Origin of the sequence: Actinosynnema sp. NPDC023794, assembly GCF_040639675.1 — a bacterium.
GTDB classification, from domain to species: Bacteria; Actinomycetota; Actinomycetes; order Mycobacteriales; family Pseudonocardiaceae; genus Actinosynnema; species Actinosynnema luteola.
Genome location: NZ_JBFAFR010000022.1, coordinates 1 through 25,484, shown reverse-complemented (window position 1 = coordinate 25,484; position 25,484 = coordinate 1). Strand labels below are relative to the sequence as shown.

Below are 25,484 nucleotides of genomic sequence, written 5' to 3'. Positions count from 1 at the left end.
GCGCCTTCCGGCCGCCCGTGATCGCCACGAGGACGTGAAAGTCCTGGCGCTGCGCCATCAGATCACCGTCCTGGAACGTCAACCGGACGACTCCCGCCCACTGTCCGCCGTCGCCGAGCCGGGTCGACGAACACCGACTCCCCGCCCGGCACGCGTGGCCGAAGTGCTTGAGCGCCGGGTCGAAGACCCGCCGCGGTGAATCACCTCTGACGTCCCGAGCGGCTCCACCGGTAACGACGGGCAGCGGACAGCGATGCACGCGGTATGTCGATGACCGATCTGACGACAGCGGTGTTGCCACGCTGGGCGGCGCCCTCCCGTCCTCGCCAGGTGAGCGTCAACGACCACGCGATCCACGTCCGGGAGCAGTGGTGGCGCGATGCGATCGGCGCCCGCGGGTTACCCGGCACACCGCCGGTCGGGCCGACGCTCACCCGCGCCGAGGTGTGGGCACAGGCCGACGACGTGTTCACCTTGCTGTGGCGGGCGCCGGCTTGGGGGTCGGGCAGCCACCTGCGGCAGAACGCACGCAGGTTGGACAGCATCGCCGCTGACGTGCCACGCGCCGAGAAGCTCCTGGCCGAGGCCGCGGAGAAGTCACGACACGATGCCGCCGGCGCGTACGCGCTGCTCTGGCCGGACAACCGCAGCGCGATCCGGGCACTGGGCCCGTCGTTCTTCACCAAGTTCCTCTACTTCGCGGGAGGCGGCGACCCGGAGCACCCGTGTCTCGTCCTGGACCGGGTCGTGGCAACCGCACTGCGCGACCACTGCGGCTGGGCCTCCCTGGACCCCGCCGGCTCGTGGCCGGCACACACCTACCAGCGCTACTGCGACCTGCTGGCCCGGTGGGCCCGGGAGCGCCACCGCGCACCCGACGAAATCGAACGCACCCTCTTCGCCGGCGCCCCGGCGGACCAACCGTGATCATCACCTGTCCGAAGTGCTTCACCGCGGACGACGTGCGGCCTCCCCGCAGGCTCCCCGACGGCCTGCTCCAGTACCTCTGCACCAACCAACAAGCACACGACGACCACGAGTGGTTCACCACGCGCGAGGCGGTCCAACCTCCGGGCGACGTGTGGGAAGGCGTCACCGACGACCTGCTCGACCCGCTCGACCACTGCGTCGACCCCGACGACCCCTTCCTCGAGTACGGGATCGTCGAGCACCGCCTGCGCACCCGCTTCCCCGACCTGTTCGCCGCACACGTCGCCGAGCAGGGGCACTCCATGTTCGGCTCCCGCGCCTACACCGCCTCCAGCGTCCGCTTCGGCGTCGCCCTCGGCCGACTGGAACGCATGGGCAGCCTCGTCAGCCAGTACGGACCCGCGACCGGCGCCTGGCACCACAACGGCCAGGTCACCTACTGGACCAGGGCAGCGTCGTCGACCCGGCGCCGCAAGACCTGGGCCGAGCACTGCGCGGAGATCGGCCGCTCACCCGACTGGACCGATGACGACCGAGACGGCCTGGTCACCCCCGAGTGATCTTCCATCGCGAAGGCACAGGTCAAAGCAGATCGACCACGAGACGACGCCCGTAGAGCGCTCGTGTCTCCGTCGTACGAGATCACCCAGTGAACTGATCACCCGCACCGGCTCATTCTTCCGATCGAACTCGCGGCGGTCCCACTTCTGGTTGGGTCGGCTCGCCTGGGGTGGTGGTAGTGGTCGTTGGTCACGCGGGGCAGCGTGGGCCGGGACAGCCGCAGCCGGTCGGCGAGCTCGCTGCGCGACTTGGTGCCGTGCACGAGCAGCTCCAGCAGCACGCCACGCCCCACCTCGGACAGGCGCGGCCAGGACGGTGCGGTGCGGGACACGACTCCCCCGGGACACCCATCGAAGATTCACGTCCGTCATCGCTCCGCCGACGTCGATCACGAGAAGCCAGGACGCCGCCCCGGGGCAGGGTGATCAGGCTGCTCGGCGGGGTGAACCGTGGCGCGGCCAGTGGCGCGGTGGGCTGCGGCGGAGGTAGGCACAGGCGTGTGGCAGGAAACGTGACCACCGCTGACCTGTTCTCTACGTGAGGAATGGACGATGTCTGCACCGACGCTGAACCACCTGGCCTCCGGGTACGACGCCCGCCAGGCGTACTGCCTGGCGAAGGCCGCTGAACTGGCCTACGGGGACCGGGACGAGATCGAGGCCACCGCAGGTGAGTGGGGGTTCGACCGCGTGTGTCACCACTACTCGACGTTCAAGCCGCCGTTCGCGCTCAGCCACACCCAGGCGTACACGATGGCGAGCCCGACGATGATCGTGACCGCGTTCCGCGGCACCGAGCCACTGCAGTTGCGGGACTGGTTCTCCGACGTGACCGTTCCGCCGTGGCCCGGACCAGCGAAGACCGGTCTGGTCCACTATGGATTCGCCGAGGCGTTGCGGGCGGTGATCCCGTCCGTGGTCGCCGCCGTTCAGGACCTGCGCAACGGCGAGCAGACGGTGTGGTTCACCGGGCACAGCCTCGGCGGCGCACTGGCGATGCTGGCCGCGGCGTGGCTGCACTTCGAGGAGCCACGGCTGTCGGCGGACGGCGTCTACACGTTCGGGCAGCCCCGCACGTGCAACAACGCCTTGGTGAAGGCCTACGACCGGGCACTGGCCGGACGCACGTTCCGGGTGGTCAACAACAACGACATCGTCGCGCAGATCCCGCCCGGACCGCTGTTCCGCCACGTCGCCGCACTGCGCTACATCGACTCCTCCGGCAAGGTCCGCGACTCCATGCCCCGGGTGTCCAAACTGCTGGACCGCGCCAAGGGAATGACCGCCGACCTGTTCGCCCCGGCCGGCGACGGGATGCGCGACCACCTCATGAAGGCGTACGTGGCCGCCCTGGAGAAGAACCTCCCCTGAGAACGGGACCTCGGCTGCGCCAATGCGGTGTCGCGCTTGAACTCCGGAGCGGAATCCCGTCCTCCACCACGCGGATCGTCGAAGCCGGGAATTTCACCCGCAGGGTCAATCGCTGAACGTGCCCCGACAACCGCCACGTCGGATACCGTGAAACACAATCGGTGGCGCACAGAAACAGGTGTCGCCGCCGGATACGCACAGCCAGTGACGCCCGATCGCCCCGCGATTGCCGCCCATTCCCCCTTCAGGTCAACGCGAAGACGTCGACGCGGCGCAAGTCCCCTGGTCGGGACGCGACCAAAGTGACCGCCACGGTCAAGCGGGCGGTCCGCATTGCCTCCCTTTCAGGGGCATGACACACGATGGGTGGTAGTTGCTCGCGCGGACTCGACCCGGTGCGGTATCTCTTGCTCGCAGGATGCGTGGACGTCACCGTGGACCGATTCACCGCCTGGTCATCATTCGCTCGTTCCGGTGTTCGCGGGAGCGATGTCGAGACGAATCGGCTGCTGCGGCAGCATTGTCTGGAGGGCTGGATGCTGGGCGTGCGAGGCCCTTTTCCCGAGTCGGAGTTGTGCCATCCGCTCGATCGCCAGTGGTTGCATTACGCGTTCCTGTCGTCGACCGGTTCGCACGCGGTGATCTCGAATCTGTCAGTGCTCGGCCCGGAACCACCGGCGGACGGGTCGGCCACCCGCTCGGAGCCTCAGCGGATGGCCATCCTCCTGGTGCACAACCCCGTCCACGGGTGGTCGTCGACCCAGTTCAACGCGAATGCGCCCGATCCGGCGTGGTCGGCGTTCCGGCTGCCCCACCCGCACGCGTCGCCCACCGCGTTCGAGGTCGCGGCCGTGGCGGGACGGCCGGCGGTCGACCTGCGGCTGTCCCGGACCAGCAGGCCGTGCACGGCTCAGAGCGCGCCTTTCGGGGACGACCAGTTCCTGCGGTGGCAGTCCGAACCCGGCGTGCGCGGCTCGGGGACGCTGCGGTCACCGGGCGGTGACGCGCACTGCGAGTTGGTGGGCTACCACGAACGGGTCCGCGGCCGGTGGAGCTGGCCGGTGCTGGGCGGGTGGGTCTTCGGCTTCGCCAACGCGCCGTCCGACGACCCGGTGGCCCCGCCGCCGTGGTCGGTGGTGTTCACCCTCATCCAGCCGGAGTACCCGCGGGACGCCGCCAACGGCTCGGTGATGTTGTGGCGGGACGGTCGGATGGTGCGGCACTTCCCCCGGCGCCGGCTGGAGGTCGCGGTGCACGGCGAGCTCGACCGCGACCGGGTGGTGCTGGTGCCGCCGCTGGCGGCCACGCTGGCCACCGCGCCCGCGCCCGTGGTGCCCGGCCGGTTGCTGATCACCGCGCGGCTGGGCGAGGACCGGCTCGTCCTGGACTTCAGGCCCACCACGGCCGCCCGGATCGCCAACCCGTCGGAGACCAGTCTGAAGCCGTTCAGCGTGCACGAACTGCTCGGCGGTTGCGTGATCGAGGGCGTGATCTCGGGCCGGAGGTTCGTCTTCGAGACGCACGGCATCGTCGAGTTCGCCGGAGACGCCCGTGACGACTGAGACGCCGGTGACGACGATCGCGCCGCACACCGGTGCGCGGCTGCTGATGGAGACCGTGGCCGCGTTGTCGGAACGCGCGCCCGCCATCGTGGCCGCGGCCGCCGAGGAGCTGCGGGAGATCCGTCTGGGGCTGCACTTCCACGACGGCAGCAAGGCCACCATGACCGCCCGCTACAGCCGCCTGCTGGTCGAACCGGACCTCGTCGGCGAGCCGGACGTCGAGGTGGCGTTCGACGACCGGGCGATGAACCTGGTCTTCGACGCCCAACGTCCCCCGGTCGAGCAGGTGCTGCCGCAGAGCCTGGACGTCCGCGGGTCTCGCGACCAGGTCCTGGCGGTGTGGCGAGCGTTCGTGCTGCTGTCCCAACGCGCTTCGGGCCTGCGGTTCGTGCAGCAGCTGTGGCGCGACTACCGCGAGCAGGCGCCACGCCTGTGGGGCACGACCGCCGGCGGCCCGGCGCCGCGCCATTCCCCGCACGGCGACGAGCCGACCGGCTGGCACGCCGTCGACTTCCTCGCCAACCGCCAACCGCTCGAACCGGGCACCCAGGCGACCATCGGCGGCACCGCGAACGCCGCGCCCAGGCTGCTCTGGGACGGCCGCCGCAGCACCGGCTGGTGGGAGGTGCGGCCGGTCAACGACGCCGACCTGGTGCAGACCATGACGGCCTGTCGCGACCGCGCCAACCAGGAGATCGACCGGCTGCTGCCCGACCGCGAGCCGAGAGTCGACCTGTACGACCTGATGCGCTCCTACCCGACGCGCCAGGGCAAGGGCCTGCGCCCCACGTTGGTCTTCGCCGCGTGCGCCGCGTTCGGGGAGAAGCCCGAGAACGCGGTGCGGGCCGCCGCCGCGCTGGAGCTGTACCACAACGGCTTCCTCGTGCACGACGACATCGCCGACGAATCCACCCACCGCCGCGGCCTGCCCACGATGAACACCGAGTTCGGCAACGGGCTGGCGGTCAACACCGGCGACGGGCTCAACCTGCTCGCGGTGGACGCCGTGCTGGCGAACCTCGAGACGCTCGGGCTGGCCCGGACGCTGGGGCTCATCCAGGAAGTCATGCACATGTGCCGGGAGTCCATCGAGGGCCAGGCCATGGAACTGGGGTGGATCCACCGCCGCGTGGTGCCGTCCCGGGACGAGGACTACTTCACCATGAGCACCAAGAAGACCGGCTGGTACACGTGCATCACGCCGTGCCGGATGGGCGCGGTCTGCGCCGGGGTCACGGACCCGGCGGTGCTGGGCCGCTTCGACGAGGCGTTCCGGCTGATCGGGATCGCCTTCCAGATCCAGGACGACATCCTCAACCTCGTCGGCGACGAGGCCCTCTACGGCAAGGAAGCGCTGGGCGACCTGCTGGAGGGCAAGCGCACGGTGATGCTGATCCACCTGTTCCGCCACGCGGGCGACCGCGAGCGGCAGAGGCTCGGCGAACTCCTGCACCGACCGCGGTCCGACAAGTCACAGGACAACGCCGACGAGCTGCTCGCCGCCATGCGGCGGCACGGCTCCATCGAGTACGCCACCGAACTCGCCGACCGGCTCGCCGCCGAAGGCATCGACCGGTTCGAGCGCGACCTCGCCATCATCCCTGAGAACGAAGGAAAAGCAGTGCTACGACAGATCGCCCACTACGTCACCACCCGACCGCTGTGACGGGCCGCTCCGACGACTCGGCCCTGCGCGACGGCGACCGGACCGCGCTGGGTTTCGCCGACGGGATCAACGCTCGGCTGCGCGAGGTGCTGTGCACCCTGGCCCGCCGCGGCGCCGCGATCCGGCAGGACGACCCGCAGCGGGCCCGGCAGATCCTCGACGCCCTGGCGCCCTGGCCGTTCTACAAGGGCGGCCAGTTCCTGTTCGACCTGCTCGAGTGGGAGGACTTCATGATCGACGGCGAGCCGCCGCCGATCCTGACCCGCGCCACCTTCGGCAAGCTGCTGGACCTGCCGGTGAGCTTGGTGGACGCCACCTTCGCCGCGATCGACACCCACGCGCCCCGCCCGATCCGGCAGATCACCGCCACCCCGCAGGTCCGGTGGTTGACCGCCACCGCGCAGTCGACCCTGCACGGAGTGGTGCGCGGCCTGACCGGACTGGTCGTCCCGCCGGGCACACCCGACACCGACGGTGGCCCCGACGACGACGCGCTGCCACCCCTGCAAAGCGGCTTCCACCTCTACTCGGACGTCGTGCTCGGCCTGTTCGACCTCATCGGCGCACGACTGCCCCACTTGGGCGAACCCGAGGACCCGGCCCCGGAGGAACCCGGCCAGGAACACGAGGCCCCCACCGACGAAAGCCCGACCACCGCGGACGAGCCGACCGCGCGAACGGAAGAGGCGCCCTCGATCGCGGTCTTCCCGATCGAGGAGACGTTCCGGGTCGCCCGGGTCGAAGACCTGGAGCACGACTGGACGTTGCGTGGTGACGCCACCCTCCCGGGTGACGACGGTCTGCAACTGACCCCTGCCGCGCACAACAAGGCGGGAACGGCGTTGCTGAACGTCCCGTTCCCCTCCACGGCCGGTGTCGCCGTCGACTTCGACTTCTCCTGCTCGGGCGGGAACGGCGACGGCTTCGCCGTCTACCTCATCGACGGCGAAGCCGACACCGACGTCGGCGGCTACGGCGCCGGTCTCGGCTACAGCCGCGGACCCGACGGCAAGGGCGACGGCGTCACCAAGGGCTGGCTCGGCCTGGGCTTCGACAAGTACGGGAACTTCTCCGGGAGCTTGGCCGGACCGTGCACCGAGGACGTCCCCAAGCCGAACCACATCGTGCTGCGCGGCTCCGGTGACCGCGCCACCGGGTTCGACCACATCACCGGGGTCGCCGCCCCCGGTGGCCTGGAGGCGACCTGGACGGACCGGGCGCACGTCCAGGTGCTGATCACCGACGCCGTGGTGACGGTGCACCTCACCCGTGGCGACACGACCACGACCGTGTTCGACGGTGTCGACCTCAAGCTCGCCCAAGGCCAGGCCCCTGTGCCGGAGACGTTCAAGCTCGGCCTGTCCGCGAGCACCGGCGGCCAGATCTCCCGGCACTGCCTGCGCAACCTCGTCATCGCCCTGCCCACCGCGATGCCGCTGACCGTCGACGGTGCCGCCGAGGCCGCAGCAGGCACCAGGATCAGCTTCACCATCACCGTCCGCAACGACGGCCCGAACAACGTCCCCGATGCGGTGGTGACCGGCGCAATCGACCCGGCTCTGTCCGACGTGGACATCGCGGTCTCCCGGACCACCGGCGGCGCGTCGGCCACGAGTGCGGGCAGCGCCGGCGACGGCACGTTCCGGCAACCGCTCGACCTGCCGGTCGGCGGCACCACGGCGATCACCGTCACCGGTACCGTCGACCGCGCGGCCACCGGCAAGGTCACCTGCTCGGCGAAGGTCGAGTCGAAGAAGTGCAGCAACACCTCGCCGGACGAATCCGACTCGCACGACACCCGGCTGACCGGGTACACCCCGAAGGGCAACCTGAAGGTCTGCCAGCACGCGGCGGTCTCGCTCACGCCGGGCGCCGAGGGGCACATCGCCGTCAGCGTCGAGAACCCGGACGACAACCCGGTCGACCTGGCGAACGCCGAGCTGGTCTTCGAGGCGCCGACCGGGTTCGAGTGGACCGGCACGATGATGTTCACCTACTACAACGTCGACGGCCAGAGCCAGGGAAGCGGGGAGACGACGCTGACGCCCTCCGTGGAGGGCGGCGGCCGGCGCCTGCGGCTGACCGGGCTGCAGCAGTTCCGGGCCGGTGAGGGCTACGTGCTCACCTACACCGCGGGCATCAGGGCGAAGGCGGACGCCCAGACCGGCCGGCACACCGACGGTACGGCCGTCCTCGCCGACTCACGACCACTGCGCCTGACGGCCACCGTGCAGGACACCGCGCAACCGCAGACGTTCACCAACAACGACAGCGCGCTACCCGTCATCCAACCCGCCCTGCTGGAGGTCAAGCAGGGCGAAACCGGGTTCCTGGCCGTCACCGTCGGCTTCGAGCAGGACACCGGACAAGCCCTGGACAGCCTCACCCAGCAGTTCAACGCTCCGTCCGGCTTCCGCTGGAGCGGCTTCGTCTCGTACTCCTACTACACCGGCGGACGAACAACCCAAGGCAGCCAAGGCGACATCGAACACAAGATCAACAAGAACGCCACCATCCTGAGGATCACCGGTGTGCCGTCGCTCAAGGCGTCCAAGGGGTTGTACCTGACCTACGTCCTCGGCCTCACCGCGGACGAGAACGCCGCGACGGGACTGCACAGCGATGGCAAGGCCAAGATCGGCAACGCCCGCGTGCTCGCCCTGCACGCCAAGGTGATGGGCAAGGACGAACCGTCCCGCTGCAACCGCTGAGCCGGCGTTCCTGTGCGGATCCGATCCGGCTCCGCACAGGAGCGCACTCGCGCACGACCGGTGGGAACGATCGCGCCGCTCGACACAGATGACCTCGACGTTGAGGCATGCCCACGAGACCACCCGCCCGGACGGGTGCGGAACGTCCGGGCGAACGACGCTTCCGCCGCCGATGCCACTGCCCGTCACGTCGACTGACACGATGTAGTCGACCTCGTCGCGGACCCCGGCCGGCACCGTCGACCTGACTTAGATTCAGCTCGTCGTGGTGACGAGATCGTGGAGGACCTGATGTTGAACCTGTTGCCCAAGATCGGTGTCGAGATCCCGTGCAGTTGCCTGGCCCTCAACACCCCGATGACCATCGGCACCAGCCTGTTCACCCTTGACTTCAAGGGCGGCATCAAGATCCGGGTCGAGGTCAACCCCCAGGAACCGCTCAACTCGGTACGACTGCGCGTGGTCGGCCACAAGATCAGTGCCGAACTGCCTGTGAACGGCACCGAAGATGCCACCACGGTCACGATCGAGCAGAACGACATCGACATCGACGCGAAGAGCGTGCTGCGACTGGTCTCGAAGTTCCCGCCCAAGTTCGAGCAACTCATGGTGCTGAGCTTCACCATGACCATCGACAACCCCGGAGCGGTGCTGCGGAGCGCGGGGATCGAGGCGACCGTTCCCTCCGAGCCGCTGGTGCTGTCCACGAAGAATCCGGTGCAGTTGGTCAGCAAGCTCGCGAAGTTCCCCCCGAGGGGTGACCTCTACAAGCTGCGGGACCCGATGGAGCTGGTGCTGCCGGACAACCCGGACACCACGATCGTGAAGATCGACAGTTTCCCGGTGAAGGTCGGCGGACTCTGAGCAGCGACGGGGTTGCGGTGTCCGATGGCAGGCAACCGGCACCGCGCCTGCCGATGTCGACCGGGCCCCGGGTCCACCCACGACAACCTCACCGCGATGCTCCACCGCGCGTCATCGCCCGCTCGAACAACGCGGCGACCAGCAGGGGCTTGGCCTCCCGCTGGAAGTCGACCTCCGGGTAGAACTCGCGCACGGTGCCCTCCAGCACCAGCAACGACAGGATCGGGAACACGAACTGCGGGTCGGCGTAGAAGCCGTGCCGACGCTGAACGTCGAACAGCGTGGTGGCGAACGAGATGAGGTCGAACTCCTCCGCGCGTCGGCCGGCACTCGCCTCCACCAAGGCCACCAGTTCGGCGCGGAAGCCGTCCGGGTCCGCGCCCGGCACCGTCGTGGCCGTCGACGCCACGATGTCCGCGCACGCCGGTCCGTCGCCGCGTCCCATGCAGTAGAAGAACGCCGCGAACTTCTCCCGGGCCGAATCCGACAGCCGCACGGTGAACCCGGCATCCAGGATCACGATCGAGCCGTCCTGCCGGAAGTACAGGTTCCCAGGGTGCAGATCGCAGTGGACCACACCGTCGAGGAACAACATCCGGTACACCGCACGCAGCGCGGTCACCACAGCACGCCGCCGGTCCGCCACCGAGAGCTCGTCAGGCCGGTAGCGAACCAGGTCACCGACGAAGTCCATCACCACCATGTCCTCAGTGGACAGATCGCGGTCAACCGCAGGCACGGTCACCCCGGGGACGTCGGCCATGGTCCTCCGGAAACCGTCGAGCACCTCGGCCTCGCGGACGAGGTCGAGCTGCCCCCGGATGCCTTCAGCGAGCTGCCGGGCGATGTCGACCACCGGTGCACCGCGCAGAAGGGGCAACCGGGCCAACACCCCGGCGACACGCTCCAGCACGGCCAGGTCCAGCGGCAACGACCGCAGCACGTCCGGTCGACGCACCTTGACGGCGACGTCCCGGCCACCGGCGACCCGAACCCGGTAGACGCAGGCGATGCTGCCCGACCCGACGAGCGTCGCCCGCGAACCGGCCAACCCCCGCAGTGCCGCGAACGAGGAAGCCGGTTCCGGACGCACCTGGTCGTGCAGCCGGGCCAGCGCACGGCAGACCTCCGGCGGCAGCAGATCCGCCCGCGTGCTCAGCAACTGCGCCGCCTTCACGAACGCGGCGCCGAGCTCGACCACCGTGCCCGCCAGCCACGACTCCAGCACGGGCCCGGCCCGGTGCCCGCGCAGCCGGCCGGTCGCCGCCGACCGAGCCAACAGCACCGAGCGCCTACCAAGAACCACCAGAACCCGTGCGAACCGAAGGATCACCGCACCCAGGCTGACCTTCCCGGCGGCCATCCACACGAGCGCCTCCGAACCACGCGGGCAGACATCGCATCGAGACGCTATCAGCGGCCGGCCACACCGGCCCACACGCAATCGGACACGCGAAACACCCGCATGAGCGAATACCCGTCCACCACCACGGTGGCGAATCTCATCCATGCGGACCCAGCGTCAACCACAAACGCCGAGATATCGACAACCGATCAGCCCTGAACGCTCAGACGGCATCAACCGCCGGACCGACGGTCTCGCCGACTACGGTGCGCACACACCACTTTCGAGCAAACCTGGATCCGCGCCACTCAAGATCGAACCGCCGGCTGCCCCAAGCTGTGGGGATGCCCCGAGAAGAGTCGTCGCGCAGGCAGAGCGCTGCCGAGGCCCACTTGGGAGCAAGCCTCGCCCACCGTCGATCACCGAGGACTCGGCGACCAACCTGCTTCCGATCCGGGAGACGCCACCACGCGTGTACGTCGCTCCGGCGGCGTTCTCCGGCTATCGGTCCGCCCACCAAACCCTGCGCTCACGGGGGAGAGCGGCGTGCGGCGTGGATCCTGCGCGACGGACCGGTCATGTCCTTCCTCGACATCCAGCGCCGGTTCATGGACCTGCTCAGCCGGGCGATGCGGGACGCGTAGGGAACCCGTGGCCGGACCGTCTTCGGTGCCTACGAACTCGCCGCCGAGGCGGCTTCCCCGATCCAAGGCACCGGCCGGCCGACGCACTGCGCGCTCCCGAGGTCCGGGGACTGGCCGAGGACACGGTTCCACCGAGACCGGGAAGGGTGACGACGATGCGCGCTGAGGTGCTGGAGGAACCCGAGCTGGAGTTCCAGCGCGCCGCCGAGGCCCCGCCTGCACGCCCTCGCCCAGGACCCGGCCGCACGGATCCGGCAGGCGTCGCGGGTGCGGGTGCGCCTGGTGCTCAGCGCTGCGGCGCCGACAGCCCTGGTCGGGGCGCGGGCGTTCCTGGCCGCCCGTAGCCGGGTGCTGCACCACCCGCACCTGGCGGTGGTCGAGTACGGCGCGTTGACGGTGACGCTTGCGCTCAACGTGTGGCCGTACCTGCCGTGGGTGTCGGTGCCGTGGATGCGGTTCGAGTCGCCGGCGGGAGCACCACCGGCTGGGAAAGGGCTGACCAGCGGTTTCGCGCCGGCAGCGCGCAGGCGGGCACCTCATGTGACGAACTTGCCGTGCGATTGGCCGAACTCCCCGCCGATCGGGAGGTCGTCGCCTACTGCCGCGGCGCGTACTGCGTGTTCTCCCACGACGCGGTCCGCCTGCTCACCGCCCACGGACGCGCCGCACGGCGGCTGGCCGGCGGCGTGCTCGAACGGCGACCGGCCGACCTGCCGGTGACCGTCCGAGTTCAGTCGCGGCGTACGGCCGTGCCGAGGACGCGGGAAGAAGCCGGCGTGCGGGCCTCGGAGAACCGGAACCGGTCGAGCCGATCGCCCGCTGACCTCAGCAGTCCCCGCATCAGACCGGAGCGACGGCCCATCGCCACCGCACCGGGCCCTCACCACCGCGCTGAAGATCCCATGAACACGTGATGTGGCGGCACGGCCGACGCTGGACGCTGCCCGTTTCACGTCGGTCCCGGAGGTGGGGGGAAAGAGCACGCCGAGCGCGTCCGCGCTGCGCTCAGCCATGCTGAGAACGTCCGTGACCGGGCCGAGGACTGACCGTCACCCGACTCAACATCCACCGACGGCAACGACTGGGCGGCATCCTCAACGAGTACCGCCACGCCGCCTGACCTGCACGGACGACATTCTCGGCAAGCACAAGGTCGTGGTCCAGACGACCCGCAGGCCCACGTGGTGCCGGCGGGCACTTCCAGCGGCGGAACCGACGGTCCGGCCGGTGACGAGGGGATGGACTTCCACCAGCCCGATGACGAGCCGCTGCGACGGTATTGATCATCAGCGGCGAGGCCGACCCCACAGTCAACCGCGTCGTGCTCGAACTGCGGGAACGCGCGGTGCCGGTCTTCCGATGCGACGTCGGCTGGTTCCCCACCGCCCTGTCACTGGACGGGGTACTCGACCAGGGTCGATGGCGCGGTTCGCTGACCACCCCGCACCGCAGCGTCGATCTCGACGCCATCACGTCGGTGCTGTTCCGCAGCCCCACGGGCTTCACCTTCGATGCCGGGATGTCCTCGACCGAGCGGCGGCACGTGCGGTTGGAGGCCCGGTGGGGCTCGGTGGCGTCCCTGCCCGTGCCGTGGTGCAACCACCCGACACCCACCAGCCGAGGTTCTCGAGGCTGGGCGAGCGCTAGACGATGGTGTACCCGCCGTCGGCCAGCAGGAGCGCGCCCGTGACGTAGCTGGACCGCGGCGAGGCGAGGAAGAGGATCACCTCGGCGATCTCCCTCGGCTCGCTCATGCGCCGCAGTGCCGTGGTGGTGGCGGCGTTGTCGTGGACCGCGTCCCCGAACAGGTTCATCACGGTCTCGGTCGTCACCCCACCCGGCGCGACGGAGTTGACCCGCACGCCGCTCATACCGAACTCGACGGCCCAGTTGCGGGTCAGGGACTCCAGGGCGGCTTTGGTCGCGCCGTAGGCGGCGGCGTTGTGGACCGGTGACACGGCGGCCACCGTCGAGACGTTGACGATCGCGCCCGCGCCCTTGGCGACCATGGCGGGCGCCAACGCCGCGGTGAGGTGGAACGGAGCGAGGACGTTGACCGCGAGTAACTCCTCGAAGCCCTCGCGGGTCTGGTCGGCGGTCGACGCGAACGGGTAGATGCCCGCGTTGTTCACCAGCACGTCCACCTCGCCCGCCGCCGAGGCGAGCTCCCGAACGCCCTCCGAGGTGGACAGGTCGGCCCGGACGAAACGCGCGGTCCCGCCGTCCGCCTCGATCTCGGCGACGACGTCCGCGCCGCGCGCGGCGTCCCGGCCGTGGACGATCACGCTCGCGCCCTCGCGGGCGAACAACTTCGCGGTCTCGTGGCCGATCCCGGCGGTGGCGCCGGTGACGAGCGCGACCTGGTTGCGCAGTTCCACGGGTGTGCTCCCTCGCAGTTCGACAAAAGGCGAAGAAACGTATGCCGCGCCGAACCCCGTTCGCAAGCCCCGGCGACGGATCAGTGCGGCGTCCGCACTGACCTCCCCCGTTCGCCGGCACAGTCCGGGACGGCTCGCCCCGGACGGGAAACCGTCGTTCATCGACGGCGGGGCCGACGTCGACTCCCCGAACACCGGTGGTCCGTGCCGCGGTGACTGTTGCGGTCCGACGGCCTGACGGGCCCATCGGCGCAGGCGTTACAGCGGCGGTCACGCCGAGAAGCACCAGCGGGAGGGCGAGCAGCAGCCCGAGGCGGCCCTCTTTACTGCTACCCGCACTGGCCCGACTGCCCGGCACCGTCATCAACGCACTCTTCCGAGGCGCGCACTGCCTACGTGCGGGCGGTGCGGCATCGGGTTTCCCATTGACAACCGACGACGAGGGTACGTGTAATTCTTTCAGATGTAACTCTGCCCACCCATCCCTGCACGCAGAGTAAAGGCAGGTACGACCGTGTCGTTGTCGCACCCCACCCGATTACTGGCCTCGACGGTCGGCGCCCTCGCGGTCACCGCCGGCCTGGTGATCGTCCCGGCGCACGCCGCGCCGACCACGACCACCGCCACCGCCCCGGCGGGCTCCGTCGCCGCGGTCACCGACCGGATCGCCGCACGGCTGGCGGGCGAGTTCGCCGACGAGGTCCGGCGGTCCGGTTTGCTCTCGGCCACCTCGACCGATCCCGTGCTCCTGGCTCGTGCCACCGAAGGTACCGAGCTCGGCCGGGCCGTGCGTGACGCCGACCGGGATGTCCTCGCGGCCAAGGGGCTGCCGCAGGACGGCACGTCCCTGCTCACCGTCCGCCTCGCGCACGCCGACATGATCGCCGCGCTGCGCCGCGGCACATCGCCACTGGTCGCGTCCTCCCCAGCCGACGACACGCCGACGACCGTGACGGCCTACGACCGCACGGGCCGGCGGATCGCGCTGGCCGCCGACCGCGTGCCGCCTCGCCCGGTGTACCTGGTCGAGGTCGACACCGCGACCGCGCTGGCCAAGGGCACGGAGGTGCTGCGCTCGACCATGGCGCAGCGCGGCCTGTCCCCCGCCGCCGCACGCGCCGCCGTCACCCCCGCCTCGGGCTACTGGGCCACGCAGCTCACGTCGATCCACCTGAACGACGACCACGAGCCGTGGCACAAGGGCGACGCGGAGATCTTCACGATCACCGCCGGGTTCGGCCTGGACGGCAAGGTCGAGGTCGACACCACCCAGCTCCCCTACCTCGACGACGACGGCAAGACCTACTACCCCAACCAGCTCCTGGTCCACTTCTCCGACTACAAGTACAACCTCGCCGACATCGTCATGATGGAGGAGGACGGCGGCACCAACTACCGCGACCTCGCCCTCGCACTGACCCAGGCGTTGCTCACCATCATCGACGGCGGCGCGTACATCCCGCTGGTCACCGCGATCATCAACGCCCTGCCGGACGACTGGTGGACCGACGACCCTGACTACGTCGAATCCTGGTACACCCTGTCGACCGCCACCAGCGGCACCCTGCACGGCGCGGCGGGCAACGGCACGATGACCGTCACCCCGTACTGGGTCGCCCCGCTGTAGCGCGCCTGTCCGGAGAACCGCGGTTGACCCGGCCGCGCACGTCCTGCCCTGGTCTCACGGCGGTTCCCCGCGAAAGCTCCCGCACGAGCGCTCCACGTCGGGGAGGGGCGGAACGACGTGCCGGCCCGTTGATCGGGCCGTGTCGCCGACCGCCCCTTCCCGCGTGATGACGTCGAACCGCTCCCCGCCCTCGACGAACCCGACCTGGACCGTTCCAAGTGGACGAAACGCTCATCGCCGACGTAAATGCCGGAGACTTTCGCACGTGCCGCGAGTAGGATCGCCCAAGAGGTCCGGTGCCGCAGTCGCACCCATCCTGAACGGCGGAAACACCCCATGCAAGACCACGCGCCCGGTGCCGCTGGACGCATCGTCCCGGCCAACGGCGTCGACCTCTGCGTCGAGACCTCCGGCGACCCCCGGCACCCCGCGCTGCTGCTGATCATGGGCCTGGGGTTCCAGCTCGTGCACTGGCCGGACGAGTTCTGCCGCCGGCTCGCCGCGCACGGCTTCTTCGTCATCCGGTTCGACAACCGCGACGCCGGCCGCTCGACGCACCTGCCGGGGGCCGACTACTCGTTGGTCGACATGGCCGCCGACGCCGTCGGGCTCCTCGACGCGCTCGGCGTCGGACGCGCCCACGTGGTCGGGGCGTCGATGGGCGGGATGATCGCCCAGCTCGTGGCCGCGCACCACCCGTCACGGGTGCTGAGCCTGGCGTCGCTCATGTCCACCACCGGCCGGCGCGGCAAGGGCCGCACCTCTCCGAGGCTGGTCCGCCACCTGTTCTCCCGGGGCGCGCGCACCGAACAGGAGGCCGTCGAACGCCGTGTGCGGCTGTTCGGCACGATCGGCTCCTCGGGCTTCGAGCAGGACGTCGACGAGATCCGGCGCGCCACCGCGCTGGCGTTCCGCCGCGACCCCGACCACCGCGGCGGACGGCGGCGGCAGTACCGGGCGGTGCGCGCGGCAGGCGATCGGACCGACCAGCTCGCGCGGATCACGGCACAGACGGTCGTCATCCACGGAACGGCGGACCGCATGTGCCACCATTCCGGCGGCGAAGCGACCGCGGCCGCGATCAGCGGCGCACGGCTCCAGCTCATCCCGGGCCTGGGGCACGACCTTCCGCCCGGTGCCTGGCCGACGATCATCGACGCGATCGTCGAGAACACCCGCCGCGCCCAGCCCTGACCGACCGGCGATGAGCCGCGGCCGGCGGTGCGCCACGGACGACCGGCCAGGTCAGGCGACTGCACGAAATCCTGTGGGGTGTCGGGACTCTGCACTCGCATGCTGAGCTGCGACGATCGCGCGTACTGGACCTCCAGGGCATGATCGTGAGGTGTGGCGTTGCGACCGCGCTACCTGACCTTCGTCCCGAGTTGTCTCATCTGTGTGCAGGTGTCGACGACTCCCGGATCTCAGCGATCCGGCCGTCGATGAAGCGGAAGCACGTTCGGATCAACGATCTCGTCGATCGTCTTCGAGATGACCTCCGCGTCGCCGGTGTTCGCAGCATCGTGCGAGCGGTCCGACGTCGCCTCATCGCTGACTGCCTGGGCTACTGACGTGTGGTAATCCTTGGAGCGACACGAATCGGTCGCGGCGGTCGGCGCCCGGAGGGGTCGTACTTGCCGAAGGCCATCGGTGCTGGTCCTGTTGTCCCGCCACCGCACGGGGCCGTATCGGGTACGCCCATGCGATGGTGGGTGTCACGCGGTGATCGCGAGGGGTTCTTCGGCCGGGATGGTGTGGCGACGCCGGGTGGGGACCATCGCTGTCGGGTGGGAGATGCTCCAGGCCGCGCTCCTGCAAATGATCTCCTTGAGGCGTGCGGCCGGCTTGCCGGTGGTCGCGGACGGTTTGGGCTGGTCGTCGGGGGTGACCCACTGCACGAGGGCGTCGCGGCGGCCGAGGCTGATGCACTGGCCGAGGTAGCCGATCTTGTTCTGGGGGAGGCGGCGTCCGGTGAGGCGGGCGGCGATGGCGTCGGCCGCCAGGTGGGCGGCGGGGACTCCCGAGGCGCAGGACATCCGCAGTGGTGTGCCGCTCGCGCCTGGTGCGAGCGCGGCGTCACCGACGGCGTAGACGTCGGGGTGGGAGACCGACCGCATCGTGTCGTCGACGACGATCTGACCGGTCGGGGAAACCTGCAGGGTTGTGGCCGCGGCGATGGGATGGACGGCGAAGCCGGCCGTCCAGACGGTCACCTGGGCCGGGATCGCGTGGCCGTCGGCGGTGACCGCGCCGGTCGACTCGACGCTCGCGATTTCGGTGTGCTCGTGCAGGGTGATGCCGAGCCGGTCGAATGCCCTGCGCAGGTGGTGCTGGGCCTTCTCGCTCAGCCAGTCGCCGAGGCCGCCGCGGGCAGCGAGTGCGACATCGAGGTCCGGCCGTGCTTCGGCGATCTCGGTGACGGCTTCGATGCCGGTGAGGCCGCCACCGATGACGAGCACGGTGCCGCCTGCGGCGAGGTCGGCCATACGCGCACGCAACCGCAACGCGGACTGCTTGCCGGCGATGTCGTGGGCGTGCTCGACGACGCCCGGAACACCGCAGTCGGCGGCGGCGCTGCCCAGGGCGTAGACCAGCGTGTCGTAGGCGATCTCGCCGGGGCCGTCGGCATCGACGATGTCGACGGTCTTGTGTTCGGTGTCAACGGCGGTGACCCGCGCAAGCCGCACCCGCACGCCCGTGCCCGCGAAGACATCGGTCAGCGCGCGAGGCTTCAAGTCTTGGCCAGCCGCGAGCTGGTGCATGCGGACCCGCTCGACGAACTCGGGATCGGCGTTGACGAGGGTGATCTCGGTGTCGGCGGGGTGCAGTCGCTTGGCCAGGCGCCCGGCGGCGTTGGCTCCGGCGTAGCCGGCCCCGAGAACGACGATCTGGTGCTTGTTCATGGTCACTCACTCCCTGTCCGGGTGGTGTTTGCCTCCTTGAACCGGACAGCGACACGAAACCTGACAGCAGTGGAATGTGACTTGGGTCACCAGTTATCGACGAGCGCGTCCCCGTGTTCGCATGCGGCCCACTGGCGTGTCGCTCGTTCGAGCTTGCCGGGGTTTGCCTGGGTGTGGACGGCCGCGATGCCGTCGGTGGTCACGTCCAGGGAGACGACGGTGGCGACCCGGTCGCCGACCATGAGCACCAGCGCGGGCAAGCCGTTGGCGACCGCGGCGAACAGGACGGGCCGACCACCGATCATCTCCCACTTGGCCGTGCTGGGCTCGACCAGTCCACGCAGGAACCTCGCCACCCGCAGCGCACCGGTGATCGGCAACGGCAGCGAGAAGACCACGCCGCCACCGTCACCCACGTGGATCGCGTCGTCGGTCAGCATCCGCACCAGTGAGTCGGTCCTGCCGCTGAGTGCCGCGGCGAGGAACTCCTCGACGATCTTGCGGGCCGCGGCCGCATCGACCTCCACCCGGCGGCGGCCGGCGGCCAGGTGCTGCTTGGCCCGCCGGTAGAGCTGTTGACAGTTCGACTCAGTGAGGTCGAGTACCTCGGCGATCTCGCCGTGCGAGTAACCGAACGCCTCGCGCAGCACGTACACGACGCGTTCATTGGCCGAGAGCCGCTCCATCAGCGTGAGCATCGCGATCGATACCGACTCACGCTGCTCGACGGTTTCGGACGGGCCGAGCATCCGGTCCCCGGCGAAGACCGGCTCGGGTAGCCACTGACCCACATAGGTCTCCCGCCTGGCCCGCGCCGACGTGAGCCGGTTGAGGCAGATGTTGGTGAGCACCTTCGTCAACCATGCCTCGGGCGTCTCGATGAGCTCCCGGTCAGCGGACTGCCAGCGCAGGAACGTGTCCTGCACCACGTCCTCGGCATCATTGGCCGACCCCAGCAAGCGGTACGCGATCGCCTCCAACCGCGCCCTGAACCCCTCGAACACCTCGATCTCGCGGGTACCAACCACCATGGATCGAAGTTAACCATCCGCGCCGGTCACCGTGATCCTTCTTCGGTCCGGCATCCAACTCATCCGGTTGTGCATCGCCTGGACGGCGAAGACCCGGGCACGGTCGAGGGCAAGATCGGTATCGGGAGCTGATTCGGTCATCGGCGGGTGGGGTTGCCTTTGCGCCGGGGGAAGCCCGTGGAGCGGCGTGCCCGGTGAGGTCGAGCGTGTCGAGTGATTCAACGTGGTGCAGTGCGACCCCGGCCGCGTGTGCGCAGCGCCGTGGCGATGCGGGTCTCGCTGATAACGGTGGAACAGCTCCGTGACCATCCCCGCTTCAGGTTCGGCGGGGATGAGCTTCGAGCCGAACCAGCAGTAGCCGCGCGCAGGTCGATGCAGGGAATCATCGCGGCCAGATGCCTGCGCAGACAGCTTGCCCACTCGTCGGACGTCGGCCACCAGCGGTGCCGGCACCTAGGCAGTGTCCTGTAGAAGCCAGCGGCGCTGCCGTCAAGCGCCGTAACGGCGTGCGGTCCGCAACGGTACCGACCTTCCGGTTGCGAACGGCGAGGTGCCAGACGCCGCAGTGGTCACGGCCCGCCTACTCCCCCTCGTGTGCTTCCCCCTTCGGGTAGCCGCTTGGCAGACCCCGGGGCTCTAGCCTGCTCCTCCGGATGCATGTGGAACAGTGGTGGCGCACCACGCACTTCTGGGGGAGGACCGCATGTCGACGCGTGCCGTCGTGGAGGAGTTGTTGCGCCGGATCGGTGAAGGGGATGCCGACCGCATCGCCGAGATGTACGCCGACGGGGCGGACTGGAAGCTGGACTGGCCGGAACGGGAACACGGCCGTGCCGCCACGCCGTGGATCCGCCACCGGTCCACTCGCGCCGACGCCGCCGCCCACTTCCGCGAGATTGCCGAGCACCACGTCGCGGACCGGGTGGCGACGGTGATCGAGCGCATCCTGATAGACGGTGAGCACGCGGTCGTCCTGGGCGAGATCCGCCAGACGGCCCGGCCCACCGGTCGTGACTATCGGGCGCGGTTCGCCCTGCACCTGACCGTCGAGAAAGGACTCGTGACGCGGCACCACGTCTACGAGGACAGCCTCGCGGTTGCGCAAGCCTTCCAGGTGGACCGCTAGTTTCCAGAGTCAAGATTGACCGACATTGATCATGCACTTGATCGGCGAGTGCGGTCGGAACCGACCGACATCTGCAGTCAGAACTGACCTTCAGCGGCGACTTTGATGCCGAGTACGAGTTAGTGGCGGGGCTTTCCCGTGACGGGCGTAGCACCAGGAGCCGGATGGAGCGGGCGGTTCGTGGACGGCCGTGGTGCACGGTGCGGGATTGGGCTGCGTGGCGGCGGGAGAGAAGATCCCGGCGCCGACGCAGGACCGTCTTCGGACGCTCCAGTAGTACCAATGGTGATCCGGGGGTGGCGCCAGGGTTTCTACGTTCTTGTCCTGGCCCCTCACGGGCAGCAGGCGCAGCAACGTGAAGGGCGCGCGACGAGAGCAGTCCCGGCTCGGGCGCAGGGTCAGAACAGGAGCAGGCGGTAGGTGAGGGCGATGGTGAAGAAGGGCACCGCGCTGAGGGTGAGCAGGGTGTATGCGGTCCGTCCGGGCAGTGTCCACCATCCGTGTCGCCAGGCCGCGGCGGTCGCTGGGATCATCGGCACGGCGAACGCCAGCGCCGCTGTGGCGAGCACCGGAAGGATCGCCAGGCGCGGGGAGTCCAGCGAGACGGCTTCCATGAGTGCGTTCGGGTCGGCGGACAGCAGGGCGAAGCCGGTCAGGAAGCCGGCGGCCAGGGTGGCGGAGGTCCAAGCGGTGAGCGTGGCGAGCCGGGCGGGCAGGGAGGAGCGGCGTTTCCGGGCGCGGCGGACGGCGCCGGCCAGGGGAAGTCCGAGGGCGGCGAGGACGAGTGCGAGCGCGCCGGCGCCGAACAGCGGCAGGTGCAGGGTGGGCGTGTCGTACCAGGGAAGTTTCTCGTGGACCTCGGACGGCAGCGCGGATGAGACGAGCGTGCCGTCGCCGGTGAACGAGATTCGGGCCTGGCCGTCACGTTCCTGGAACAGGCCGGGCGTGATCGGGATCCAGTGCTGGGTGTCGCGGTCGGGGTCGGGAGACAGGCCGGTCGTGGTGAGGGCGCCGTCGGGGCCGGCCGTGACCGCCGCCGCGGCGAGCAGGGTGGCGACCTTGGTCAGGCTGGTGTGGCTGATGCGGGTGGATCGGTAGACGCCGGTGTAGCGGGAGACGTCGCCGGAGACCGGGGCGGCTACGGGGGTGGCTTCGGCGGCGGGGAAACGCGTGTCGACGATCAGGTTGGTGATCTCCTGGGCGGCCCAGGGTGCCGCGGTGTCGATGCCGTCACCGTTGAACACGACGAAGACACCGAACCGCTCGGCCGGCATCAGCGCCATGACGTTGTGGAAGCCGGGGACGTCACCGTCCTTGTAGAGCAGCGCACGGCCGTTGCGGGGGCGTTCCTCGAGGACGTAGCCCATGCCGGGCATGCGCGGGTCCTGGGTGAAGCGCCGCTGCCGCATGGTGTTGGCGATCGGGTCGTCACCGAGCTGGTCGATCATGTAGTGGCCCATGTCGTCGGGGGTGACGGCGGGTCCGGTCCCGGACGGCGTCCAGGGGGCGTACTGACCTTTCCCCTCGACGTAACCGTCACCATCGGGCCGGTAGCCGTGGGCCAGCCGTGCCTCGATCGCGGCGGGGTGCGGCAGGGCGGCGGTGGAGCCGGTCATGCCGTGGGCGGCGAACACGTGCTCGGCGACGTACTGCGCGTACGGCTCGCCGGAGGCGATCTCGACGAGGTAGCCGGCCAGCGCGAGGGCGTAGTTGTCGTAGGCGATGCGGGTGCCGGGTGGACGTACCCGCGGGGGCTGGCGGGTCTTGACGCTCTCGGCGAGTGATTCGAAATCGGCAGGGTCCTGTCCGGCGAGGCCGATGATGTTGTCGTCGAAGCCCGCGGTGTACGTCAGCAGATGGTGCAGGGTGATCGGCCGGCCCGGATGGGTGTCCTTGATCTTGAACGCGGTGAGGTAGTGGTTGACGTCGGCGTTCAGGTCGAGCTTGCCCTGTGCGACGAGTCGGAGCACGGCCTCGGTGGTGAAGACCTTGGCGAGCGATCCGGTGAGGAACGGTGTGGCCGGGTCCACCGGGCGGCGGGTCCGGACGTCGGCGACGCCGTAGCCTCGGCTGACTACCGTCCGGCCGTTTTCGACGACGACCACGGCGGCGCCGGGGATCCGGTGCTGCGCCATCAGCGCACCGACCGTGCGGTCGACCACCGCGTCCAGGTCGGGAACGTCGGCGTGGGCCGGGGCGGGGCGGAGGGTCACGGCGGCGAGGGCCGCGATGCCTGCGATGATCACCTTGTTCATGTGACTCAGCTTGTCGAGACGACCGGCCCGGCATCAGTGCCTGCCACCTCGAATGCGCATGCGGAATGCACGATCCGGACCTAAGGTGCCCAGGTGTTGATCGTGCTGCTGGTCCTGGTGGGCGTGGCGTTCGACCCGCTGCACCCGATCCCGGGCCTGCCGCTGGCGGTGGTCCTGGCGGTGCAGGCGCTGCACTGCCTGACCCCGTGGCGCAACCGTTGGACGCTCGCCGTCCAGGTGGTTCTGCTGCCGTGGGCGGGGCCGGCGGCGGCGGGTCCGGTGGCCGCGTCGTCGCTGCTGCTGTTGCGGGGGTGGCCGCGCTGGTGCCTGTTCGCCGGGGTGGTCGCCGCCGCGGCGTTGCTGGTGCCGGCCACGCCGTTCGACATCGGGCTGGCGTTGCTCAACGCGCTGTGCCAGGGGTTGGTCCTGTTCGGGGTGACCCGGCTCCGCGACACGAGAGCGGCGGTCGACTCGGTCCGGGCCGAGTTGGTCGCCCGCGCGGTCAGCGACGAGCGCTCGCGCGCCGAACGCGACCTGGACGACGCGATCGGGGTTGGCCTGTCGCAGATCATCGCGCACGCGACCAGACGCAACCTCGCCGAGATCGTCAGGATCTCCCGGGAGACCGCAGCGCTGGCCCGCGCCATCCCCGAGCGGGCGACCCCGGCCGCAGCGCAGGAAGATCTCATGCCGCGGCTCGCGCTGCCCATCCTCGCCGTGGTGCACGGCGGCTATCTGGTGCTCTCGCTCATCTACGTCGGCGGCCGGCCGGCGCCCTCGCTGATCGCGACCGGCATCCTCGGGCTGCAGTTCTACCACTCGCTGCCGCGCCCGCCCGGCGAGCTTCCCCGGCGCGCCCCCTGGACGACCGCCGCGCTGGTCGCTCTCACCGTCGCCACGCTGTTCTACCCGGGGCAGCCGTACCCGCAGCTGGCCGGGTTCCTGGCCGGCACGTTCCTGCTGTTCGGCCGGGCGTGGTGGCCGGCCGCCGCGGCGGCGGTCGGCCTGCTCTGCGCGATCCTCGCCGCCCGCGGCTATCCGATCGGGGAGAATCTCTACTGGGGTTTCAACGCGGTCGCCATCGCGGTCATGGTCTACGGCCTCGCCACGCAGACCCGGTTGGTCTTCGAGGCGCACCAGACCAGGCTCGCGCTGGCCGGCATCGCCGTCGCCCGCGAGCGCCGACGCATCTCGCACGACGTGCACGACCTGCTAGGACAAGGGCTTTCGGCCATCACCGTACGGGCAGAGCTGGCGTGCCGCTTGAGCGCACCGGACGCCGTGGACGAGCAGATCGCCGAGATCACCTCGATCGCGGGGCACCAGCTACGGGCCCTGCGCGCCATCACGCTCGACGAGGAGTCCGACCTGTCGCTGGACGCCGAGATCACCTCGGCCAGGTCGATCCTGGAGGCGGCCGGCATCGAGGTGACCGTGCGGCGGGCGCCGGTGAACGAGGGCCGCCGGGACCGGCTACTCGCGATCGTGCTGCGCGAGGCCGTCACCAACGTGCTGCGGCACAGCGCTGCCACGTGCTGCCTGATCGAGATCACCGGGGACGGGTTGCAGGTCCGCAACGACGGTGCCGGCGGCCTACGGGGGAAGGGTCGGGGCACCGCGAACCTCGTGGCACGGGTCGCCGCGACGGGCGGAGAGCTGACCACCGCCGGCCACGGCGGCACGTACGAGCTGCGGGTGCTATATCCAGCCGTGCTCGATGGCGATCCGGACGGCGTCGAGCCGGTTCCGCGCGCCTAGCTTCGTGACGATCGTGCCGAGGTAGTTGCGTACCGTTCCCTTGCTCAGGAACAGCGCTGCGGCGATCTCCGCGAGGTCGGCGCCGTCACCGGCCATCCGCAGCACCTCGGCCTCCCGCGCGGCGAGCGGGTTCACCGGCCCCGCGATCGCGGCGGCGGCCAACCCCGCGTCGACGACGGTCTCGCCCGCGGCGACCCGGCGGATGGCGTCGGTGAGCCGGTCCGGCGACGCGTCCTTGAGGAGGAAACCGCGGGCTCCCGCTTGCAGGGACCTGCGCAACAGGTCGGGCCGGCCGATCGAGGTCAGCATGAGCACCGCGCTCTGCGGCGCCCCGGCCCGCAGTTCCTCGGCCGCGGCGAGACCATCGAGCCGACCGGGCATCTGAATGTCCAGGACCACTACGTCGGGGCCCGACGCCAGGGCCTGCGCCACGGCTTCCTCGCCGGTCGCGACCTCACCCACGACCCGTATGTCCGGCTCCAGATCGAGCAGCGCGACCAACGCACCACGGATGAGATGCATGTCCTCGGCCAACAAGACCCTAATCACGATCAACAGTATTACCCGGCGACCATGGTCGCCGGGCCCGTCTGCCAGCCACGCCGTGCCTGCTCGATGATCGCTGCCTGCTTGGTGCACCAGGGCCATGGTCCTGGTGTACCGCGCCTCGACGTTCTGATCAACAACGCCGGCACGCACGATCTGCGCCCCGAGGTGAGCGCCGACGGGTTCGACAGGATGATCGCCACCAAC

At 70.0% G+C, this 25,484-nt stretch carries 20 protein-coding genes; 12 read left to right on the top strand and 8 right to left on the bottom strand.

Annotated elements, in window-relative coordinates; translation table 11 throughout:
* The first annotated feature begins 330 nt into the window (after positions 1-330).
* Positions 331-927: an 8-oxoguanine DNA glycosylase OGG fold protein gene (locus AB0H12_RS32425; RefSeq protein ID WP_499628198.1), complete on the top strand. Its 597-nt coding sequence runs from the start codon at positions 331-333 to the stop codon at positions 925-927.
* Entirely contained in the window at positions 924-1,490 is a 567-nt protein-coding gene (locus AB0H12_RS32420) for a hypothetical protein (protein ID WP_499628197.1), read from the top strand. Before AB0H12_RS32425 ends, AB0H12_RS32420 begins: the two co-directional genes overlap by 4 nt.
* 98 nt (positions 1,491-1,588) lie before the next feature.
* Here AB0H12_RS32420 and AB0H12_RS32415 read toward each other — a convergent pair whose 3' ends face one another.
* Positions 1,589-1,822: a hypothetical protein gene (locus AB0H12_RS32415; protein ID WP_499628196.1), complete on the bottom strand. Its 234-nt coding sequence runs from the start codon at positions 1,820-1,822 to the stop codon at positions 1,589-1,591.
* Between the two features lie 220 nt (positions 1,823-2,042).
* On the opposite strand from AB0H12_RS32415, the gene AB0H12_RS32410 reads away from it, so the two are divergent.
* From AB0H12_RS32410 to AB0H12_RS32390, 5 genes are all read left to right on the top strand, one after another.
* Complete coding sequence (locus AB0H12_RS32410; protein WP_499628195.1) at positions 2,043-2,861, top strand: lipase family protein; 819 nt, start codon at positions 2,043-2,045, stop codon at positions 2,859-2,861.
* 713 nt (positions 2,862-3,574) lie between these two features.
* Positions 3,575-4,423, top strand: a complete 849-nt coding sequence (locus AB0H12_RS32405; RefSeq protein WP_499628194.1) for a hypothetical protein — start codon at positions 3,575-3,577, stop codon at positions 4,421-4,423.
* Positions 4,413-6,089 carry a polyprenyl synthetase family protein gene (locus AB0H12_RS32400; protein ID WP_499628193.1) on the top strand — a complete coding sequence of 559 codons (1,677 nt, stop codon included), beginning with the start codon at positions 4,413-4,415 and terminating at the stop codon, positions 6,087-6,089. Before AB0H12_RS32405 ends, AB0H12_RS32400 begins: the two co-directional genes overlap by 11 nt.
* Positions 6,086-8,800, top strand: coding sequence for a hypothetical protein (locus AB0H12_RS32395; RefSeq protein ID WP_499628192.1), 2,715 nt, complete (start codon positions 6,086-6,088; stop codon positions 8,798-8,800). The genes AB0H12_RS32400 and AB0H12_RS32395 overlap by 4 nt, the downstream gene beginning before the upstream one ends.
* A gap of 291 nt (positions 8,801-9,091) precedes the next feature.
* On the top strand, positions 9,092-9,664 hold the full coding sequence (locus tag AB0H12_RS32390) for a hypothetical protein (protein WP_499628191.1): 573 nt from the start codon (positions 9,092-9,094) through the stop codon (positions 9,662-9,664).
* An 88-nt stretch (positions 9,665-9,752) separates the two neighbouring features.
* Here AB0H12_RS32390 and AB0H12_RS32385 read toward each other — a convergent pair whose 3' ends face one another.
* A complete protein-coding gene (locus AB0H12_RS32385; RefSeq protein WP_499628190.1) occupies positions 9,753-10,949 on the bottom strand; it encodes an ABC1 kinase family protein in 1,197 nt (398 codons plus the stop codon).
* Positions 10,950-12,932: 1,983 nt separating this feature from the next.
* On the opposite strand from AB0H12_RS32385, the gene AB0H12_RS32380 reads away from it, so the two are divergent.
* On the top strand, positions 12,933-13,343 hold the full coding sequence (locus AB0H12_RS32380) for an MvdC/MvdD family ATP grasp protein (protein ID WP_499628189.1): 411 nt from the start codon (positions 12,933-12,935) through the stop codon (positions 13,341-13,343).
* On the opposite strand, the gene AB0H12_RS32375 is transcribed toward AB0H12_RS32380, so the two are convergent.
* The gene (locus AB0H12_RS32375) at positions 13,297-14,031 is read right to left on the bottom strand and encodes an SDR family NAD(P)-dependent oxidoreductase (RefSeq protein WP_499628188.1); all 735 of its coding nucleotides are present in this window, start codon (positions 14,029-14,031) and stop codon (positions 13,297-13,299) included. The genes AB0H12_RS32380 and AB0H12_RS32375 overlap by 47 nt on opposite strands.
* 514 nt (positions 14,032-14,545) lie before the next feature.
* On the opposite strand from AB0H12_RS32375, the gene AB0H12_RS32370 reads away from it, so the two are divergent.
* Positions 14,546-15,658, top strand: a complete 1,113-nt coding sequence (locus AB0H12_RS32370; protein ID WP_499628187.1) for a DUF3103 family protein — start codon at positions 14,546-14,548, stop codon at positions 15,656-15,658.
* A 336-nt stretch (positions 15,659-15,994) separates the two neighbouring features.
* Positions 15,995-16,852: an alpha/beta fold hydrolase gene (locus tag AB0H12_RS32365; protein WP_499628186.1), complete on the top strand. Its 858-nt coding sequence runs from the start codon at positions 15,995-15,997 to the stop codon at positions 16,850-16,852.
* Between the two features lie 521 nt (positions 16,853-17,373).
* Here AB0H12_RS32365 and AB0H12_RS32360 read toward each other — a convergent pair.
* The 3 genes from AB0H12_RS32360 to AB0H12_RS32350 form a co-directional block, all read right to left on the bottom strand.
* A complete protein-coding gene (locus tag AB0H12_RS32360; protein ID WP_499628185.1) occupies positions 17,374-18,561 on the bottom strand; it encodes an NAD(P)/FAD-dependent oxidoreductase in 1,188 nt (395 codons plus the stop codon).
* An 86-nt stretch (positions 18,562-18,647) separates the two neighbouring features.
* Positions 18,648-19,592: an RNA polymerase sigma factor SigJ gene (sigJ, locus tag AB0H12_RS32355; protein ID WP_499628184.1), complete on the bottom strand. Its 945-nt coding sequence runs from the start codon at positions 19,590-19,592 to the stop codon at positions 18,648-18,650.
* A gap of 9 nt (positions 19,593-19,601) precedes the next feature.
* Positions 19,602-20,045, bottom strand: coding sequence for a hypothetical protein (locus AB0H12_RS32350; protein ID WP_499628183.1), 444 nt, complete (start codon positions 20,043-20,045; stop codon positions 19,602-19,604).
* A gap of 217 nt (positions 20,046-20,262) precedes the next feature.
* On the opposite strand from AB0H12_RS32350, the gene AB0H12_RS32345 reads away from it, so the two are divergent.
* Entirely contained in the window at positions 20,263-20,718 is a 456-nt protein-coding gene (locus tag AB0H12_RS32345; protein WP_499628182.1) for a nuclear transport factor 2 family protein, read from the top strand.
* 398 nt (positions 20,719-21,116) lie between these two features.
* Here AB0H12_RS32345 and AB0H12_RS32340 read toward each other — a convergent pair whose 3' ends face one another.
* On the bottom strand, positions 21,117-22,973 hold the full coding sequence (locus AB0H12_RS32340; protein WP_499628181.1) for a serine hydrolase domain-containing protein: 1,857 nt from the start codon (positions 22,971-22,973) through the stop codon (positions 21,117-21,119).
* A 93-nt stretch (positions 22,974-23,066) separates the two neighbouring features.
* On the opposite strand from AB0H12_RS32340, the gene AB0H12_RS32335 reads away from it, so the two are divergent.
* Entirely contained in the window at positions 23,067-24,731 is a 1,665-nt protein-coding gene (locus tag AB0H12_RS32335; protein ID WP_499628180.1) for a sensor histidine kinase, read from the top strand.
* On the opposite strand, the gene AB0H12_RS32330 is transcribed toward AB0H12_RS32335, so the two are convergent.
* Positions 24,672-25,280 (bottom strand): response regulator transcription factor, encoded by a 609-nt coding sequence (locus AB0H12_RS32330; RefSeq protein ID WP_499628252.1) that lies wholly within the window; start codon positions 25,278-25,280, stop codon positions 24,672-24,674. The two genes, AB0H12_RS32335 and AB0H12_RS32330, sit on opposite strands and share 60 nt — an antisense overlap.
* Positions 25,281-25,484 lie beyond the last annotated feature (204 nt).

Bases quoted from the DNA above. Each gene is read 5' to 3' on its own strand.
- AB0H12_RS32410 (WP_499628195.1), top strand. From the start codon at position 2,043: ATGTCTGCACCGACGCTGAACCACCTGGCCTCCGGGTACGACGCCCGC.
- AB0H12_RS32405 (WP_499628194.1), top strand. From the start codon at position 3,575: ATGGCCATCCTCCTGGTGCACAACCCCGTCCACGGGTGGTCGTCGACC.
- AB0H12_RS32390 (WP_499628191.1), top strand. From the start codon at position 9,092: ATGTTGAACCTGTTGCCCAAGATCGGTGTCGAGATCCCGTGCAGTTGC.
- AB0H12_RS32365 (WP_499628186.1), top strand. From the start codon at position 15,995: ATGCAAGACCACGCGCCCGGTGCCGCTGGACGCATCGTCCCGGCCAAC.
- AB0H12_RS32360 (WP_499628185.1), bottom strand. From the start codon at position 18,561: ATGAACAAGCACCAGATCGTCGTTCTCGGGGCCGGCTACGCCGGAGCC.
- sigJ (WP_499628184.1), bottom strand. From the start codon at position 19,592: ATGGTGGTTGGTACCCGCGAGATCGAGGTGTTCGAGGGGTTCAGGGCG.
- AB0H12_RS32340 (WP_499628181.1), bottom strand. From the start codon at position 22,973: ATGAACAAGGTGATCATCGCAGGCATCGCGGCCCTCGCCGCCGTGACC.